Here is a 14,526-nt window from a genome sequence, read left to right on the forward strand (position 1 = left end):
AGGTATTATGGATTAAGCCGAAGCGGCCGCCTGCATAAGGGACGCATCGCCATTAGCGATACATTCCGCTAATGTGCGTAAGTTTTTGAAATTATCCATATCCAAACCGCCTTCCTTGAAACGGTAGCCGGTGTTTTCTTCAATCAGCGTAATGAATTCCACAATGGCAATTGAATCCAGCCCCAAACCGTCCTCAAATAAAGAGACATCAGGATCAATCTCATCCCGGCTGATATTCACATCCATCTTTTCAGAAATAATTTCTTTCAATTGCCCAATCAAACCTTCAACTGCAACTCTGTCTGGCGTCATCTGAATCATTCCTGTGCCAATAAAACCAAAAAATAAAAACTGTGTGGCCCTGACGGGCAAAATAAACAAATGTCTATGATTTGCAGCCAACAACCACCTCCAGACTGCCATTTCAGGATGTTCCAAAAACCAACAGTGGTCAAAGGAAGAAATGTTAAGAAATGTTAAGTACAGTGTTGACTCGCAAGGTGCCATAGTAGAATCCTTGACCATACTTGCCGGTTTAATTTCCCCTTGATAAACCGCGCTCCCGAACCCAATCCAACACGCCCAAACCAGCATGACGTTTGCAGAAACCATCACCCAAAACGCAGGTTCGCCCCGCATCCAGCACAACCCCATCACGGATGGCGCGAGTGCCTGCACTTATGCGGAACTCCCCGCCCTGCTCGACCAACTGGGCAACCTGCTCCAGGCGCAAGGCGTCGGCAGCGGCGATTGTGTGGCGGTGGAATGCGCCAACTCGCTGGCAGGGGCGCTCACCCTGCTGTACCTGCTGCAACAAGGGCGCAGCTTTATGCTGCTGCCGCCCACCGGCAAACAGGATCAGGATCTGAAGCCGGTTCCGGCGTTCTGCCAATACCGGCTGGTGATTGCCCCGCCCGCCGCCCGCAGCATGGACAAGACCATCCCGCAGCAATTGGCGGATGCCCTGCGGGTGGAACGGCTGGACAGCTACGACCCGGCGCAGGATCACGCCGACCGCAGCACTGCCCGGTTGTATTTGCGCACTTCCGGCAGCATGGGAACCGCCAAGATTGTCGTCCATACCCACGACGCCCTGTTGCGCAATGCGCAGAACTGCGTGGCGCATTACGGTTACGCCAGCGACGACCGGGTCTGCATCCCCGTGCCCATTTTCCACTTCTACGGTTTCGGGGCCGCCTTCCTGCCAGCGGTGTTGGCGGGTGCCGCCATCGATGTGCAGCACGGTGCCAACCTGATCAAATACCTGCACCGCGAGAAACATTTCCACCCCAATATCGCCGTCCTGACGCCGAGCCTGTGCGAAATGCTGTCACATGGCTTCCAACAGCCGCGCCACTACAAACTCGCCGTCACCTCCGGCCAACGGATCAAGGCGGAGCTGTTCCGCAGCTTCGACCAAAGCGTCGGCGGCTGCTTGGTCAACCAGTACGGCAGTTCGGAAATGGGGGCCACCGCCGCCTGCCTGCCTGCCGACCCGCTCGAGACACGCGCCCTGATGGTCGGCAGGCCCATGCCCGGCGTCGTGTTGCAAGCCGCAGCGGAAGCCGACGGCGCAGCACCGCAAGGCGTCCTGCGCTGCCAGCATCCCTGCGGCTTTGAAGGCTATGTGGATGAAACCGGCGCATGGCTCCACCGCACCGTTCCGGGCGGCTGGTATTCCACCGGCGACCTGGTCAAGACCCACCCCGATGGCGAACTGGAGGTGCTGGGCCGGGCGGACAACAGCCTCAACCGCCGGGGCTATCTGGTGCTGCTGACGGATATTGAAAAAGCGCTCGAGCAGATTCCCGCCATCAGCCAAGCCATTGTGGTCGCCAGCGAACAGGAAAACATGCAGGGCCAGCAGCTCACCGCCTTTTGCCTTCCCCACCCTGGCAGCCAGCCATCAACGGAACAAATCCGCGCCAACTGCTTTGAGATGCTCCCGCCTTATGCGCGCCCTGACAGCATCCAGCTCATCGACCGCTACCCGATGCTGCCCAGCGGCAAAATCGACCGGCAGGCGCTACGCGCCCGAACCCTGGAGCCAACGCCATGACCAACAACCGCCTCCAGACCCTCTGCAATGAATGCGAGCAGATGCTGCATACCTGGCGCGAACCGCTGGCGGCCAAAAATATCCATACCCAGCAAGCCCTGCTGGAAATATTCAAGCTGGATTTCGAGAAGATCATCCACGCCATGCTGGAGGCGCACAGCAGGCCCGCCCAGCAGATCGTCGCCGACTTCTTCCACGGGCAGACCGAGATGCTGGATGAGCTGGCACCGGACTTTCAGGACAAGCGCCTGTATCACCTGGGCTTTGAGGTGCTGGAGCCGCTGGATTTGGTGCTGCAAGGCTTCGACAACTGGTTCGGCAAAGCCCGCCAGCTGTTGGGCGTCAACGTCCAGGTCAGCAAAATCCTGCGCTTTCCCGCTTCCCAGGCGTTTCAGGATCGCGTCGGCGCCTACACCGAAATCATGCGGATCTGGATACACATGGACCAGCGGACCATCATGCTGGAGCTGTTTGACATCCATCACCCCCTGCACATTTCCCCGACTGCCAGCAATGGGAACAATCGCCTGTTACAAAACCTGCGCCTGCAAAGCGGCTATTTGCCCGGCCACCGCCGCACCATGCGGCAGTTGTTCCATGCCGACCCGATCTGGCATTACGCCCTGTACGTCAATACGCCGGACAAAGTGCGCAACCTGCACGCCCGTTTCCAAACACTCGTCGCCCAACGCCCGCACTACCGCCTCGCCAGCGCCAACCCGATTGAAAACAAGCACGACAAATCTTTCCACACCAAGCTCATCAACCAGAACGCCCAATTGGAAATTGAATTCGTCACCCAATTGCACTGACGGCCACGCAACCGCGTTTTGCCGTAAAAACCGGCCAGCCACAAAGCAACTGGCCGGAATGCCGTTGGCAATGGAAAACTTATTCCCCAGTCAAAGTACGTGCCGCACCCAAGCGCTTGCGCAACCTGCCGCCCAGCAAACCCGCCAACGGCAGCAGGAGCATGACGGCAAAGTCGAAGCTGCCGCCGCCACCGCCGCCAGTGGACGTATCGCTGTCTGAGCTGGCACTGGTTGTGCTGCCCGCATCCAGCACCGGCCATACCCGGCCCATCGGGAAGCCATACTGGCTACCGCTGCCGTTTTTGGCGTCCGCCCAGTAAGCGCCGCTCCGCATCCCGGTAGCCCAGGCGCGTGACGCTGTGTTGGCAGGCGCATGCCCATCGGAAGTGGAGCTCCAGTACAAGACGTTGGCGACATTGTTGAACGGATTGCCCGCTGTCCATTTGCCTTGGCCACCGGTGTTGGCGATGGCAGGCGCACCGAGGCTGAAGTCAACCAATGTCTGGATTTCGCGGATATTGGGCAAACGCCAGCTGTATTTGCCTGCGCTGCACTTGTCATAGGTCTTGCTGTTGATGCCCTTGACGAAATCCAGCGCTTGTTGCCACGTCACCGTACCATCGCCTGCCGTGCCTTGCTGGTCATACTCGGGGTATTCCGTGCGCAAGCAATCCGCATTCTGCAACCAGCTCAAGCCGGTCAAAGCGTCGGTCACCACACCATCGCCCATCTGGAAGCGCGGGCTAGGCGTTTTCAGGCCCGCCTGCACTTCGCCATCCTGGCCGGTGCCGGTACAGGAAATGAAATTGCCGTCCACGTCATAGCAGGACTTTTGCCCAGTCTCGGCCACTGCCGCCACACCCTTGGTCTGGCCGCGCACCGGTAGCACATATCCCCTGAAGCCAGGGAAAATGACCGGCGTGCCGCCCTTGTCATCCGCCGTGGATTCGCCCGTTTTCATGCTGACCGACCAGGCGCGCCAAGTGGAACCTGCACCCGTTGTATAGAAGGCGGCGAAGGAACCTGGGTCATTTTCATCCGAAGTGGAAGACCAGTAAAAATCGCTGGCCAGATTGTTGAAATATTCCTTGCCCGCCATCGCTGGCTCGCCAGCGCCGTAATCAATCAGGCTTTGCAATTCATGCACATTGGGCAAGCGCCAGTCATTATGGCCGGAGGCGCAGTTCGCATAAGCCCCCTGATTGATGCCCTTGACGAAGGTCAGGCCCTGCTGCCAGGCGACCTTGCCGTCACCGACTTTCATGTTCTGGTCGTACTGCGGGTATTGGCTGCTGATGCAGTTGGCGTCCTGCAACCATTCCAGCCCAGTCCAGGTGTCGGTGACAATGCCGTTCGCCTGCACGAAACGCGGCGTTGAACCGCTGACGCCTGTCGGTTGGTCACCATTTTGCCCCGAACCCGCGCAGGTGACGCCAGCACCATTGGCGTCGTAGCATTCCGTCTGCCCAGTTTTCAGCACTGGGGCCTTATCCGCTGCACCAAAGCTGGTTTTCACTTCCACCGGAATGGTTTGGGTGAATACGCCATCGCGGTTTTCAGCCGTGACCTTCACCGTATACTGCCCGGCATTGGGCCAGTTGAAAGTGGCCTTCGCCCCTTCCGCGCCAGTGACCGGGCCGACGCTGCGGCCATCGGAGGTTTCCCAGCGCCAGGTAAAGGGGGCGCTGCCTTTCACCTTCGCACTGAAGGCGTCATCCGTATTGGCCAGCAGTTTCTGCGCGCCTTCGGCGGAGCCGATCGGTTTGCGGTACTGGTCGCCAAACGCCAGCGCGCCGCCATTGCGCTTGAACCAGACAGCGGCATTGTCGACCCGGCTGACGGCATAGACATTAGCCCCCTCCGGATCGACGATCATGTCACGCACATAGGTCATGCCGTCGATGCCTTCTTTGCCTTGTTTGGCCGCCTTGGGGTTGCTCAATGCGCCTGTCCCGGCGGCACGGTCAAACACGGCGATTTCGTTGCCATACAAAGCGCTGACATACACATTGCCGCCATCCGGGCTGACTTCCACCGCCAAAGCGCCCCACATGCCCGGCACGTCGCCGCCATCCGGGGTTTTGTTGGCATGGGTTTCGACAAACCCCAGCTCGCCGGTGTCAGGGTTACGGCTGAACACCGCAACCGTGGAATTAAGGCCAAGCTCAGTCCCCCAACTGGCCGCGTAGACATTCAGGCCATCCGGGCTGACAGTCAAACCGCTGATACCTGCCAGACCGTGCTCATTATTGGCACCCGCCGCCATCACCTGGGAGAAATGCAGCGCGCCGGTTGCGGCATCACGGGCAAATACGGCGATTGTGGATTCCGACCCGCCGCCGACATACACGCTCTTGCCATCCGGGCTGACCGTGATCGGGAAAGAGCCGCCAATGCCCTGGACACCGTTCTGGCCGTTTTCAAGCACGCCGGTATAAGCCAGCCTGCCGCTGGCGGCGTCACGGCTGAAGATTGAGACTTTCGAATCATGCCCGGCGGTGGCGTAAACATTCTTGCCATCCGGGCTGATGGCGACGCCGCTGGCTTCATGCAAACCATCCACGCCATCCACGCCATTTTTCAGCACCTGCACAAACGTCAACGCGCCAGTGGCGGCGTCACGGTGGAACACGGAAATGGCGTTTGCCAGCCGCCCTACCGCATACAAATATTGGTTATCCGGGCTAAGGACGATTTCGCTGACATAGCCCAAGCCATCGACGCCATCCTTGCCATCATAATACGCCTGCACGAACGCTAGGGAGCCGTCGGCTTTGACCTCGAACACGCTGATCGCGTTATCATCCCGCCCGGCGACATACAGATGGCGTTTGGCACCACCGGTATCCTTGCTCATGGCGACCGAAATGGCACCATTGAGGCCTTCAACAGGCACAGGCGTTGCCTGTGCAGTGGCAGTCAGGCTGACTGATGCCAGGCACAAAAGCGCACCTGCCATACTTTTTGAGCAGCATTGCAACATTTTTTTTCTCCCGATCACTTTTCTTGACACACAAATCACAGGAACAGCGAACCTGCGCACATGGGGACACTCTGGCGCGCTCTAGCGCCAGCCCACTACTCCACACCCCTCACTGGCCAATGCTTATTTGGGCGTAATGACCAAATTGGCAAAATACGCTTTGCTGCCGGGGTTCACCCACAGTGCGACGCCGCCGCCGCGCGTTGCGCCCAGCTTCAGGTCATTGACTGTCAGTAACGGTTGCCCATTGACGTACACCTTGGCGACTGCACCATCCACCTCGATCCGCAGTTTTATCCACTCGCCCAAGCCAATATCCGCGCCGGTTTCATACACGCCGGGGTTGGTTTTCCTGGAGACATCGAAGTGGAAATCCGGATGGGAAATGTATTGCAGGGCGCGGGTGCGGCGCTCCGGGTCGTCAATCCGCCCGTTTGCCGGACGCAAATAAATCGCCTCATAAGAATTGAGGTCAGGCGCAACCCGGAAAGCGATGCCGATGAAGCCGCGTGCCATGCCGCCGCTGCCTTCCGGAATGGTGCTCGCCAGATCCGCCTCGATCACGCCATTGGTGAACGACGAACCGTTCAACATGGCGATGGAGTTCGGGTTGCTGCCCAGGCCGACCAGGCTGCGGGCAAGGTTCAACCAGTCGCGCCAATCACCCCAGTCATACTCGACGACGGTGGCAGGCTTGCCCTGGAACTCGCCCTGGCTGATCAGGACTTTGGTCGAGGTGTATTCCGCAGTCTTGGCAATGGGCGTGGACGCTGGCAATGGCGTCAACAGCAACAGCGCAATCACCGCCAGCAACAGCAATGTGACCAGAAGCATTTTGTTCATATCCTTGAACCCTTTACTGATAATGAAATGGATCTGACCGGGATGGCCTGCACTGGTGCGGCGGCCATGTAGTGCTTGCGGTACAGATCGGCGAACATCCTGAAATCCTTGTCCGCCCGCTCAAAAAAGTATTTATAGGAAGCGCAAAAGTGGTTGTGCCCCCCGTCCCGTGGGTCATGCAGGCGGTCTTTGATGCAACCGCCATAACATTGGTGCAGCCATTGGCATTGCTGGCATTCCTCACCGTAGTCCGCCTTCATCGCACCGAACTGCCGGTGCGCTTCCGAATGGAAGGCGGCGTCCAGCGGCGTGGCGTGCAGGTTGCCCAGGAAGGTGTCGCGGGAAACCAGGAAGTCGCAGGAATACAAATCCCCATTGTGCTCCACCACCAGGTACTGGTTGCAGTGCTTGTGCAACACGCAGTGATCGGGCTGCATGCCGACATAACGTTTCAACAATTCGTCAAAAAAACGGATGGAGGTGTTCTGCTTCAAGGCGTGGAAATCAAAATCCTTGACCCAGAGCTTGAAAATTTTGGTCAGGAACCTGCCATAGGCGTCCGCCGATACGGTATAGGGCGCCGCGATCTCCGGGTTGTCCGGATTCAGCTCCACCACCGGGCTGAACTGCATGAAATGGAAGCCGTTATCGACGAAAAAGTGATAAATTTCACGCGGATGCTGGGCGGAGCAATCGTTGACGGTGGCCAGGATATTGACCGGCACCTGATGCTCCAGCAGCATTTTGGCATTGGCGAACACGCGCTCAAACGTGCCTTTGCCATGCACGTCCTTGCGGTAATGGTCATGGATTTCCTTGGGGCCATCCATCGACAGGCCCACCAGGAAGTTTTCCCGCCGCAGGAATTCGGCCCAGTCTGCGGTCAGCAAATGCCCGGCGGTTTGGAGGGCGTTGGAATAAGGCTTGCCATGCGCATGTTTGCGCTGCAAACGCACCACCTTTTCAAAGAACTCGACACCCAAGACAGTCGGCTCGCCGCCCTGCCAGGCAAAGGTCGGGTTCGGGGAACAGGCGAACATCTGCCGGATGAGGTTTTCCAAGGTCTCATCGTTCATCTTATGCGTGGATGGAGGGCCCTCGTAAAGCTCATGTTTTTGCAAATAGAAGCAATAAGCGCAACGCAGGTTGCAGAATGAGCCGATCGGCTTGATGACAATACTGTTGAGCAGCATTCCGTTCCCATCCTGTAGAAAATGCAGCCGACCAGCCGCCTAAGCGGCCAATCGGCAATGACGCAGGCATACGGGTTTCTGCTGTCAGAAATCCTGTGTGCTTACTTTTTCAGGCGCTTTCTCAGCAAACCCAACCCCGGCAACAGCGACAGGAACAGCAGGTCGAAACTGCCGCCACCGCCACCAGAGCTGGTGGTGGACCCACTTGTGTCACCGGAGGAGGAGCCGGTTCCGGTATCCGTACCGGCCTTGGCCGCAACCGTCCCCTCAATCGGGGTTTTGTTGCTGACCTTGGTCCCATCCGCCAACACATAGCCGAACTCAACCGACAGGTCGCCAGCGCCGAACTTCTGGGTCGCCAGCGGAATAAAGTGCCGTGTTTCCAGCGGAACGCCGGTGTACAGGAATGGCTTGTTATCTGCGGAAACCTTGGTCAGCCCCTGTTGCGTGGCGGCGTAATAGGTTTTCTCACCGCTAGGCGACGTATGGGTCAGGTAGGCGAAGATATTCGCTGTCTGCCCCAGATGCGCCGGGGACGGGATGATATTGAGCGCAACATCCACGGTGTCGGCAGTGGTGAAGCTATTGGTCGCCTTGTCCGCATAGTAGACATTGTAAGGGTCTGCCGGATCGACCTTGATCATGCCGCCGGTGAAGCTCGCATCCGTCGCGCCATTCGTTTGCAGCAGCGGAATCCGCTTGGTCGGGATATTGACGACGCCATTTTTCTTGGCGAAGTCATCATAAGCCGCCAGCATGGTCTTGAGCTGGGCTGGGTTGCTGGCTGACAGGTCGGTGGTTTCCGCCGGGTCGGTGGCCAGGTCATACATATAGATATGCTCATCGTTACGCTGTTGCGACAGCTTCCAGTCGCCGACGCGCAAGCCCTTGACGCCATCCAGCTCCCACGCCAGGTTGCGTTGCGGACACGCCGTGTTGCCTCTGAACAGGCCTGCCATCGAGACACCCCCCATCGGGGCCAGCGGTTCGCCCTTATAGGTGGTGGGGTAGGAAACGCCCGCCATATCCAATGCGGTGGGGGCGATGTCCATCAAGGAGAACAGGCAGTCGCTGCGCTGCGGTGCCGCCACGCTTTGCGGGTAGTACAGGATCGCTGACGTGTGCACGCCGCCTTCAAATGTGGTCGTTTTATGACTATTGAACGGCGTATTGCTCACCATAGACCAGCCCAGCCCGTAGCTGACGTAGGATGAGGCTGAACCCATATTGTCGTAATTGTCGTCCTTGGTGAAATGCTCACCACGGAATTTTTCAGCCGCTGCCGTTTCTGGCACGAAGTAGGCGGCTCCATTGTCGCTGGCGATCATGAAGACCGTATTGTCGTATTGGCCAATCTGTTTCAGATGATCGAGCAGGCGGCCAATTTCCGCATCCATCACCTCAACCATGGCGGCATAGATCGCCATTTTTTTGGCTTCGGTTTTCTTTTGGTCAGCGGACAGGCTATCCCACGCGGCCACATCCGCCCAGCGTTCTGGCACTTTGGCGTCAGCCGACAGCAGCCCCATGTTGACCAGCCGCTTGATGCGTTCCGCCCGCAGGACATCCCAGCCTTTTGAATACACGGACAGGTACTTGTCAGTCACTTCCGCTGGAGCCTGCAACGGGAAGTGGGCCGCCGTGTAGGAAACCGTCAGTTGGAACGGCTTGTTGGTGTCGCGCGTATCCAGCATCTTGATCGCATTGTCGGTATAGAACGTGCTGGAGTAAGCGTTAGGCGGGAATGTGCTCAACTGCTTGCCACGGCTGGTGTACGGTGAGGTGCGGGTTTCACCTGCCTGTTTCGACAATTTGGTGTAGGTGTTGGCCGGTTGGCCGGTAATCAGCTTACCCTCAGCATTGGACAGATAGTGCATATCATCACCCAGCAGCAGCACGCCCTCGGTGTCTGAATGCCCCCGGCTGATCGGGTCATGGTCTGCCGCACCGCCCAGATGCCATTTGCCGGTCATCATGGTGTAGTAGCCATTGCTTTGCAGGATTTCCGGGTAAGTCGGGACATCAACGGAAAGCTCGCCTTCATAGCCGGGCTTGCCGATCTGCTCATCCCGCAGGTAGGAAGCCTGGTTGCCGACCCCGGCGGGGTGGTTGTCCTTGCCTGTAAATAGGATGGAGCGGGCGGGCGCTGATGTGGAGGCGCCGTAAAAATTATCCAAGGTGGTTCCGGCAGCCGCAATTTGCGTCAGGTACGGCGTCTCAATTTCCCCCCCAAAGTTGCTCAGGTCGGAAAAACCCACATCATCCAGAATAATGGTTACGATGTTCGGCGCGCCGGTCGGGGCCGCATGGGCTACCGTAGGCGCAGAGGCGGTCGTGGCGGCAAGACTGGCCGAAACCGCCAACGCCACCAAGGAACGGCGGAAGATGGACAGGGCTGGTTTCATAATAGTTAACTACTCCTTAGCACGATGAGTTGGTGCCGTGATTGGCAGGAAATATATAAAAGGCCTAATGGCACATACGCTTTACCTATGCCTGCCGAAAACTTATCACAAGCTCATGGCCGAAATACGGCTTCTTAACATTTCTTTACAATTCTGCTTGAACCTTGCAGACACTCGGCCACACCGCAGCAATCATTTGATTTCGCTACCAGTTATGTGATGCCTGTTTAAATTCCCCAAGCTGATGGGGTAATTATTACCACACGCCGGAAAAGGCCTTCAAAAACTATTTTGTTAAGAAGTGTTAAGCGCACCTTTTACAATCCGTGCGCACTTATTAATCTAGTGCGCCGATTGCATCCGAACGGCTTGTGTTTCCATGGGCGAAAGGGGCGAAGCCAATGAGTAAAAGGGACTTGACCACAGGCAGTGAACGCGACCATTTGCTGCAAATGACCATCCCCACGATCTGGGGGATGCTTGCCATTATGTCCATGCACATTGTCGACAGCTGGTTTGTGGGGCGGCTCGGTGCTGACGAATTGGCAGCGATGGGGTTCACCTTCCCCATCGTGATGATCATTGGCAGCCTGGTCCAGGGGGTGGGGACTGGGGCCTCCTCGCTGATCGCCCGTGCCATCGGCTCCGGCCAGACCGACTGGGTGCACCGTTACGCCACCCATTCGCTGATCATCGCCTTCAGCATTGCGTTGGCGTTCGCCATCGTTGGCTTGCTGACGGTGAACCCGTTGTTCCGCCTGCTGGGCGCGCCCGAACATCTGCTGCCCCTGATCCACAGTTACATGGACACCTGGTACTTGGGCTGCTTCCTGATCGTCATGCCCATGGTCGGCAATGCAGGCGTCCGCGCCGCTGGCAACACCCGCCTGCCCAGTTACGTGCTGATCAGCGTGGCGATTATCCATGTCGCGCTCAATCCATTGCTGATTTTCGGCCTGTTCGGGTTCCCACGCATGGAATTGCAGGGCGCGGCGCTGTCCACGGTCATTTCCTATGCCATCGCCTCGGTCTTTATCCTGTATATCCTGGGCTTCCGGCTGAAATTCCTGACCCAGGACGCGCTACGGCAGCAAGCGGCGCAAAGCTGGAAAGCGATCCTGCGCTTGGCCGTCCCTGCCGCCAGCACCAACCTGATTGAGCCATTTGCCGCCGCCATCACCACCTGGATCGTGGCGCAATACGGCAGTTACGCGGTGGCGGGGTACGGCGTGGCTTCCCGCATCGAAGCACTCAGCCTGATTGTGCTGGGCGCGCTGGCGGCGACGCTGGCCCCGTTCGCCGGGCAGAACTGGGGTGCCCGCCAGCTTGACCGCCTCAACCGGGCGCTGGATTTGAGCTTTCATTTCGCGTGGCTGTGGGGGCTGGGCATCGCCGTCCTGCTGTGGTTCAACGCCGAAGCCGTCATTGGCTGGTTTACGCACAATCCCGAAGCAGTCCAGTCAGCCAAACAGTATCTTTACATCGTTTCCGCCAGCTTCGGCCTGATGGGGGTCGTCATGATCATCAGCAGCGTGGCCAATGGCATGGGCGCGCCTGCCCCCGCCCTGGTCATGACGCTGGCGCTGCTGACGATTTACCTGCCGCTGGCGTGGCTGTTGCCGAAAAGCTTCGGGTTAAGCGGCGTCTACATGGCGATCGCCATCGCCAATGCGCTGGTCGGCCTCGGCGCATTTGTCTGGGCCAAGCGCAAGTGTTCCCGCCGGGCCGCCGCCCGCAAGGTCGCCGCCGCGAAGCAAACGCGCTGGGACCAGCAGTACAGCGCCAGCGAAAGCTACCTTTACGGCACCGAACCCAATGATTTCCTGCGCAGCAACGCCGCCCGCCTGCCGCTGGGCAAAACCTTGTGCATCGGCGCAGGCGAAGGCCGCAACGCCGTTTTCCTCGCCGGGCTGGGGCATACCGTCACGGCGCTGGACGCGGCGGAGCCAGCGCTGGAAAAAGCGCACAAGCTGGCCGGGCAAAAGCAGGTCAGCATCGAAACCGTGCACGCCGACCTCGCCACTTACCGCTTTGAACCCAACCGTTGGGATGCGGTCGTCTCCATTTTCTGCCATTTGCCCGCCCCGCTGCGCAAACAAGTGCACCGGCAAGTGCTGGCGACGTTGCGCCCAGGCGGGATTTTTCTGCTGGAGGCGTATACGCCGCAACAGTTGCAGTACAAAACCGGCGGCCCCACCGACCCGGCCATGCTGGCAGACCTAAAAACGCTGCAACAGGAATTGGCGGGGCTGGAATTCCTGCATGCGCAAGAAACCACGCGGGAAATCCACGAAGGCGAACTCCATCGCGGCGTGGGCGCTGTCGTGCAGATCATCGCCCGGCGCCGCGCCGACCTGCCCGCCTGACGCAGGCAAAAACCCGCACTACGCTTCATCAGTGGGCTTTCCGGCATTAATGTAAAGAAATGTTAAGTTCACTTCTAAAATCCCGCTCCCCGAATTAGTCTGTCTATTCATTAACCTATCAACGCTGGCAAGCCAGGGCAGGTGACCCTGCCGGATTGCCACGCGCCAGCAGCAAGGGATTTTTCATGAACAAACGCCACTCTCTCGAAATGGCAAAGGAATTGCCATCCTGGAACCTGACCCCGCGCCAATTATGTGATGTGGAAATGCTGCTGAATGGCGCATTCGCCCCATTGCAGGGATTCTTGGGCAAACAGGATTATGACCGCGTGGTGGACAGCATGCGGCTGGCGACGGGCGACCTGTGGCCGATGCCGGTGACGCTGGACGTTCCCCGCCAATTTGCGCAAGAGCTGACGCCGGGGCGGCAAATCACCCTGCGCGACCCCGAATTTGTGGCCGTCGCCATCATGACCGTGACGGATATCTGGCAACCGGACAAACTGCGTGAAGCCCAGCAAGTCTACGGCGTGACCGACCCTCACCATCCGGGCGTGGACCACCTGCTGCACCGCACGGAAGAATGCTACCTGGGCGGCGTCCTGGAGGTGGTGGAGCCGCCGCAGCATTATGACTACCACTACCTGCGCCATACCCCGGCGGAGCTGAAAGCGCACTTCAGCAAACTGGGTTGGCAGCGCATTATCGGTTTCCACACCCAAACCGCGATGCACCGCCTCCAGCATACGCAAACCGCCCACCTCGCCCGTGAGCAGGAAGCCAATTTGCTGATACATCCGATGGTGGGCTTCCCGCAAACCGGCCATTTTGACCACTTCACCCAGGTGCGCTGTTACAAGCACATCCTGGCGGAATACCCCGAACAGACCACCGCGCTCAGTCTGCTGAACTTGGCGACGCGCATGGCCGGGCCGCGTGAAGCCTTGTGGCACGCCCTGATCCGCAAAAATTACGGCTGCACGCATTTCATTGTCGAGCACCACCACGCCAGCCCCACCGGCGCGGATGGGCAGCCCGCCTTCTACGCACCCAACGCCGCATTGCTGCTGGCCCGCGAATTTGCCGCCGAAGCTGGCATCAATATCGTGGAGGCCCCGCCCATGGCCTATGTGCAGGAACGGGCGGAATATGTCCCGGTGGCGCAGGTCAAGCCGCACGAAGCCGCACAGCACCTCGACGAGCCTGAATTGTTGCGCCGCCTGCGCGCCGAGCTGCCGATCCCCGACTGGTTTTCCTACCCGGAAATCCTGGCGGAAATCCGCAAGTCCTACCCGCCCTGCTACCAACAGGGGTTCACGGTGTTTTTCACCGGCTTGTCCGGCTCCGGCAAATCCACCATCGCCAATGCGCTGCGCATCAAACTGCTGGAGCTGGGCGGACGCCCGGTGACCCTGCTGGATGGCGATGTCGTGCGCAAAAACCTGTCCAGCGAACTGAGCTTTTCCAAGGAGCACCGCGACCTCAACATTCGCCGCATTGGTTTTGTCGCCAGCGAGATCACCAAGAATGGCGGCATCGCCATCTGCGCGCCCATTGCCCCTTACGCCTGCATCCGCCGCGAAGTGCGCGCCATGATTGAAGCCGTCGGCGGTTTTATCGAAGTGCATGTCTCCACCCCCCTGGAGGAATGCGAACGCCGCGACCGCAAGGGCCTCTACGCCAAGGCGCGCGCCGGTCTGCTCAAGCAGTTCACCGGCATCGACGACCCCTATGAAACCCCGGAAGACCCGGAATTGCGGCTGGACACCACTGCCATTTCGCCGGACGAATGCGCCCATCAGGTCTTGCTGAAGCTGGAAAAACTGGGGTATATCAAGGACTGAGACATGAACACCGACAAGCGC

9 protein-coding genes are annotated in these 14,526 nt (G+C 58.8%); 4 read left to right on the top strand and 5 right to left on the bottom strand.

Going from position 1 to position 14,526, the window contains the following annotated elements; genetic code table 11:
* Positions 1-12 precede the first annotated feature (12 nt).
* Positions 13-594 carry an acyl carrier protein gene (locus VSS37_RS09680; RefSeq protein ID WP_324694719.1) on the bottom strand — a complete coding sequence of 194 codons (582 nt, stop codon included), beginning with the start codon at positions 592-594 and terminating at the stop codon, positions 13-15.
* Between VSS37_RS09680 and VSS37_RS09685 the strand changes: the two genes are divergently transcribed.
* Positions 593-2,059 carry a class I adenylate-forming enzyme family protein gene (locus VSS37_RS09685; protein ID WP_324694721.1) on the top strand — a complete coding sequence of 489 codons (1,467 nt, stop codon included), beginning with the start codon at positions 593-595 and terminating at the stop codon, positions 2,057-2,059. The genes VSS37_RS09680 and VSS37_RS09685 overlap by 2 nt on opposite strands.
* Entirely contained in the window at positions 2,056-2,871 is an 816-nt protein-coding gene (locus VSS37_RS09690; RefSeq protein ID WP_324694723.1) for a hypothetical protein, read from the top strand. The genes VSS37_RS09685 and VSS37_RS09690 overlap by 4 nt, the downstream gene beginning before the upstream one ends.
* Positions 2,872-2,950: 79 nt before the next feature.
* On the opposite strand, the gene VSS37_RS09695 is transcribed toward VSS37_RS09690, so the two are convergent.
* The 4 genes from VSS37_RS09695 to VSS37_RS09710 all read right to left on the bottom strand — a co-directional run bounded on the left by VSS37_RS09695 (position 2,951) and on the right by VSS37_RS09710 (position 10,295).
* Positions 2,951-5,767 carry a beta-propeller fold lactonase family protein gene (locus VSS37_RS09695; RefSeq protein ID WP_324694725.1) on the bottom strand — a complete coding sequence of 939 codons (2,817 nt, stop codon included), beginning with the start codon at positions 5,765-5,767 and terminating at the stop codon, positions 2,951-2,953.
* 210 nt (positions 5,768-5,977) lie between these two features.
* On the bottom strand, positions 5,978-6,697 hold the full coding sequence (locus VSS37_RS09700; protein WP_324694727.1) for a 3-keto-alpha-glucoside-1,2-lyase-like domain-containing protein: 720 nt from the start codon (positions 6,695-6,697) through the stop codon (positions 5,978-5,980).
* Positions 6,694-7,890: an anaerobic sulfatase maturase gene (locus tag VSS37_RS09705; RefSeq protein WP_324694728.1), complete on the bottom strand. Its 1,197-nt coding sequence runs from the start codon at positions 7,888-7,890 to the stop codon at positions 6,694-6,696. The genes VSS37_RS09700 and VSS37_RS09705 overlap by 4 nt, the downstream gene beginning before the upstream one ends.
* Before the next feature lie 101 nt (positions 7,891-7,991).
* Positions 7,992-10,295 (bottom strand): arylsulfatase, encoded by a 2,304-nt coding sequence (locus VSS37_RS09710; RefSeq protein ID WP_324694730.1) that lies wholly within the window; start codon positions 10,293-10,295, stop codon positions 7,992-7,994.
* A gap of 401 nt (positions 10,296-10,696) precedes the next feature.
* Here VSS37_RS09710 and VSS37_RS09715 point away from each other — a divergent pair, with 401 nt between their 5' ends.
* Both VSS37_RS09715 and VSS37_RS09720 read left to right on the top strand, forming a co-directional pair.
* Entirely contained in the window at positions 10,697-12,661 is a 1,965-nt protein-coding gene (locus VSS37_RS09715) for an MATE family efflux transporter (RefSeq protein ID WP_324694731.1), read from the top strand.
* A 185-nt stretch (positions 12,662-12,846) separates the two neighbouring features.
* Positions 12,847-14,505 (top strand): bifunctional sulfate adenylyltransferase/adenylylsulfate kinase, encoded by a 1,659-nt coding sequence (locus VSS37_RS09720; RefSeq protein WP_324694732.1) that lies wholly within the window; start codon positions 12,847-12,849, stop codon positions 14,503-14,505.
* Positions 14,506-14,526 lie beyond the last annotated feature (21 nt).

The organism is Candidatus Thiothrix phosphatis, assembly GCF_035668035.1.
GTDB classification, from domain to species: Bacteria; Pseudomonadota; Gammaproteobacteria; order Thiotrichales; family Thiotrichaceae; genus Thiothrix; species Thiothrix phosphatis.

What these genes read in the sequence shown, in the direction of transcription:
- VSS37_RS09680 (WP_324694719.1), bottom strand. Translation starts at nt 594, where the DNA reads ATGCTGGTTTGGGCGTGTTGGATTGGGTTCGGGAGCGCGGTTTATCAA.
- VSS37_RS09690 (WP_324694723.1), top strand. Translation starts at nt 2,056, where the DNA reads ATGACCAACAACCGCCTCCAGACCCTCTGCAATGAATGCGAGCAGATG.
- VSS37_RS09705 (WP_324694728.1), bottom strand. Translation starts at nt 7,890, where the DNA reads ATGCTGCTCAACAGTATTGTCATCAAGCCGATCGGCTCATTCTGCAAC.
- VSS37_RS09685 (WP_324694721.1), top strand. Translation starts at nt 593, where the DNA reads ATGACGTTTGCAGAAACCATCACCCAAAACGCAGGTTCGCCCCGCATC.
- VSS37_RS09700 (WP_324694727.1), bottom strand. Translation starts at nt 6,697, where the DNA reads ATGAACAAAATGCTTCTGGTCACATTGCTGTTGCTGGCGGTGATTGCG.
- VSS37_RS09720 (WP_324694732.1), top strand. Translation starts at nt 12,847, where the DNA reads ATGAACAAACGCCACTCTCTCGAAATGGCAAAGGAATTGCCATCCTGG.
- VSS37_RS09715 (WP_324694731.1), top strand. Translation starts at nt 10,697, where the DNA reads ATGAGTAAAAGGGACTTGACCACAGGCAGTGAACGCGACCATTTGCTG.
- VSS37_RS09710 (WP_324694730.1), bottom strand. Translation starts at nt 10,295, where the DNA reads ATGAAACCAGCCCTGTCCATCTTCCGCCGTTCCTTGGTGGCGTTGGCG.